General features: G+C 40.7%; 6 protein-coding genes. 2 read left to right on the top strand and 4 right to left on the bottom strand.

The genetic code is table 11. The features are described 5' to 3' along the window. Positions 1–176: 176 nt before the first annotated feature. Both ACFIKX_RS00715 and ACFIKX_RS00720 read left to right on the top strand, forming a co-directional pair. Positions 177–488 (top strand): type II toxin-antitoxin system RelE/ParE family toxin, encoded by a 312-nt coding sequence (locus ACFIKX_RS00715; protein ID WP_017196508.1) that lies wholly within the window; start codon positions 177–179, stop codon positions 486–488. Then, the gene (locus ACFIKX_RS00720) at positions 469–753 is read left to right on the top strand and encodes an addiction module antidote protein (protein ID WP_375629351.1); all 285 of its coding nucleotides are present in this window, start codon (positions 469–471) and stop codon (positions 751–753) included. The genes ACFIKX_RS00715 and ACFIKX_RS00720 overlap by 20 nt, the downstream gene beginning before the upstream one ends. A 35-nt stretch (positions 754–788) precedes the next feature. On the opposite strand, the gene ACFIKX_RS00725 is transcribed toward ACFIKX_RS00720, so the two are convergent. The 4 genes from ACFIKX_RS00725 to ACFIKX_RS00740 form a co-directional block, all read right to left on the bottom strand. Beyond that, positions 789–1169, bottom strand: coding sequence for a hypothetical protein (locus tag ACFIKX_RS00725; protein ID WP_375629353.1), 381 nt, complete (start codon positions 1167–1169; stop codon positions 789–791). Between the two features lie 11 nt (positions 1170–1180). Further along, positions 1181–1561, bottom strand: a complete 381-nt coding sequence (locus tag ACFIKX_RS00730) for a hypothetical protein (RefSeq protein ID WP_375629356.1) — start codon at positions 1559–1561, stop codon at positions 1181–1183. 20 nt (positions 1562–1581) lie between these two features. Then, positions 1582–2709, bottom strand: coding sequence for a N4-gp56 family major capsid protein (locus ACFIKX_RS00735; RefSeq protein WP_375629358.1), 1128 nt, complete (start codon positions 2707–2709; stop codon positions 1582–1584). 88 nt (positions 2710–2797) lie between these two features. After that, a partial coding sequence (locus tag ACFIKX_RS00740) for a hypothetical protein (protein WP_375661186.1) occupies positions 2798–3614 on the bottom strand: 817 nt, incomplete at its 5' end.

The raw sequence follows: 3614 nt of genomic DNA on the forward strand, positions 1-3614 counted from the left end.
CTCATCTTGAATGACCGACACTAAGTGCGAAAGTGTTCTCTTATGACGATAAACATCTCGCTTTACTGGTATCGGTCCTCCGGTCTTAACCCGAATATAATGACGTGTCATCAAAATACCTTTCAGTAAAAATTATTACTATTGATATTATATATTTTGTGTAGTATAGTGCACTGATGGTAGCGATAATAAAAACAACAGATGAATTCGATAACTGGTTAGAAAAGCTTAAAGACAGAAAAGCTGCTAATATAATTCTTGCAAGGCTTCATAGAATTCGTTCAGGGCTTTTGGGTGATGCGAAGTTTTTTAATGGTATAGGTGAATTACGTATCCACTATGGTGCTGGTTACCGAATTTATTTTACAAAAAAAGGCGATAAAATCATTATATTGCTTTGTGGTGGTGACAAATCCACACAATCCAGTGATATTCAAAAAGCCTTATCTCTTTTAGAGGATCTTAAAAATGAAATTGAAAACCTTTAACTTTGAAAAACACCTCACAACACCAGAATCTCAAGAAGTCTTTTTAAATGAAGCCTTCAAAACTGGTGATGCCTCTCATATAGCGGATGCCCTTGGTATTGTTGCACGTGCTCAAAATATGAGAGCCTTAGCAAAAGAAACCAATCGCGAACGCAGTGGATTATATCGCTCCTTAAGCAAAACAGGTGACCCTAAACTTTCTACCTTAGTCGCTGTCTTATCTGCCCTTAATCTGCAACTCTCTGTACAGTCTTCTACTTCATAAACTGAGAGGGAGTTAATAAATCTCTCCCCTCAATTTCAGTGATTAGTCACGAATTCAACGACTATACTTGCTTGCCCAGCTTGTACTGTTTTGTCCGCTTTGGCATAGAGAGTAAGTTCTTCATCGTAAGGGATAAACTCCTTCTGATTGGTAGGCTTAACCTCTTTTACTGCCTGTTGTTTGATTTCTGCTTCACCAAACTCATTGCCGCCAGCAGTGCACCCTATTTTGACCTTTGTGTCCGAAAATGCTGTCTTAACAAACACTTTAATCGAAGTAATCAAAGCACCACGAGGTAGTGTGCCTATTCTCATAGCGTTTTCTTTATCTTCATAGCTAAAATTAAGCCGCAAAAAGCTTACCTGCTGGGTATGAAGATTTCTCCCTTGCAAGGGCTGTGGTAAATAATCTGCCATGTCTTATCCCCTCAATGATTTGTTACGAATTGCACAACCACAATACATTCACCAGCATCAGTGGTTTTGTCTCGTGTTGCATAAAGGGTCATCTCCTTATCATCTGCAACAAAAGACTTTTGATCTGTTGGCGTAAAATCTTGCGTGCCTTGGGCTTTGATGTCTTTTTCCCCAAACTCATTGCCCCCATAGCTGCTGCCAATCTTCAATTTCGCTTCTGAAAATGCCGTCTTAACGAACGCTTTTATTGAAGTGATCAAAGCGCCACGAGGTAATATCCCAATTTTCTCCGTAAGATGCTTATCTTTATGCGAGATATTCAAACGTAAGAAACTCACCTGTTGGGTATGTAGATTTCTGCCCTGTAATGGAGGGGGTAATTGATCTGCCATGTCTTGCTTCCTCCCTATGATTAATTATCAGGTTCACCGCTGTAGGTGGGGATAACAATCGTTCCAAAATCTTGAGCTGTTTGTGCGCTATTGGGCATCTTAAAACGTGTTTTCTTCATTCCTATTAAGGTTTTGGCTGCAACACCAAATTCACGTTCATAATCAAAATACTCTTCTTTAAGCGTATAATGCGTTGCACTGTGATTTTTGCCAAAACCAATAACAGCACTTTGCGCCCCTAGAAACACCGCGCGACGCACACTTTTAACAGCTGTATTATCTGTCGATTTAACACCATGGGTCACATGAATAGCTTCACGTAAAATAACGCCATTATACATGCCCAGTGAACCATCAAAGATTGGGTTTTTCGCACGAGAGGTTGCATAAACCGATTTTTGAATATCTAACCACTCACCAACGGCTGTATTGGTTCGCAATTGCATGACTTGTGTTGGATGCAAATAGAGAACATAAACATCATCACCATTGACATGAACTGGAGAAATTTGCGGATTGGCAAGTTTGGCTTGTTTAACCGCTTCATCAATCAATTTAAGACTAAAGCTATGTTTGGCTTTATCATTGAGATCTTCATCCTTTGTTTTACCATCTGGACGGATAATACGTTCACTGCTAGGTGCCATGATTTCATTAAAGCCGTAATGAACTGGCTTAATATACACTTCCCGACCATCAACATTGATAGTACGGGCTGTATAACCACATACCTGAAGAAAGAACATGATGCTTAAACGATTTGCATACCAACGAACTAAACCTTCTTTGGCTTTTTTTCGTAAATTGGGGAGAATTCTTTGTTGGTCAATTGAATCATCATTGGCGACACGCGCTGCATGTAAAAGCTCATTAATCACCAACCGATCATTCATAAATTGAAGCGCTTCTTCATTGCCCTCTAAGGTTTCGCCTTGCGTGACACCGTCCCCAAACAGATTGACAAGCAGACTAAACGTAACGCTATCCCCTGCACTCTTATGGGTTTCGTTGTAAAGCTGGATAATGCTGTTCGAACTTTTGCCAATCAGAGGAGCAATTTTTGTCGCTTTCAAAACTTCATTGCTTAATTTCTGTGACCACAATTTCACCGATTGCGGATCATGGGTTCCTATATGTGTTGTTGCCATTGATTTCACCTTTCTTCGCTGTAAAAAAACCGGCTTAAAGCCGGTGGAAAACCCGCATCAAGGCGGATTATGTTGTAAAACTTATTGCCTAATCAGGGTCTGCACCCATAATTTCATAAAAACGGGCTTCATTTTTCGGGTTTGATATCCATGCATCAAATTCCTTCTCTGACATATTCGCAAGTGTCTCTTTGGTCATAGGACCTGTAATACTCCCTCCTCCACCAGATGCCGTTAAGGTTCTCGCAGAATTCTGACGGCTTTGAAGTTCTGCAACTTGATTATTCGCTTGCACTGCTTGGTTTTGATAACCAAGGTTTTGCGCTATTCTATAAATCTCTTCTGCCGGATTGAGGTCTCTTTGTGCACAAGTCGCTACAATCGTACGCAATTCATTCCTTATGATCTCAGAAATTGTGTTTGGATCTGCATACTCAGGATAAAGTGACGACCAAGAACTCAATTCCTTCGCACGCTTCTCATAAAGAAAATTTGCCGCGTCACCAAAATCACTGGATTTATTTTGAAACGACTTAACAGAATTGTTGAAAAACTGACCAAGACGTATATCATGCTGCTGCTGTTCCTCAGCTTGTCTTAGCGCTTCTTTCTGTTCCCTAATATACGCATCCTGCTCTCGAATCTTTTTCCCCATCCAACTCATATAGCCAATAATGTCTTGTGTAGGGTCTGGGGGTGCATTTTCATCTTCAACCATTGGCGTCTGGGATTGGGGTTCATAAAGCTTGACAAGCGCTTCACGAGCTTGTTTGGCTTGTTGCTCCATACGCTGCTGTTCTATACTAGGAACAATCTCTGAAGGCTTTTCAACGGGCTGTGCAACCGGCTCTGGAGACGTAATGTCATCATTATCAATCGTTTCACCATCATAAGTGCCGGCATCA

It is taken from the genome of Bartonella sp. CM86QHHN (genome assembly GCF_042194695.1).
Lineage (GTDB): Bacteria > Pseudomonadota > Alphaproteobacteria > Rhizobiales > Rhizobiaceae > Bartonella.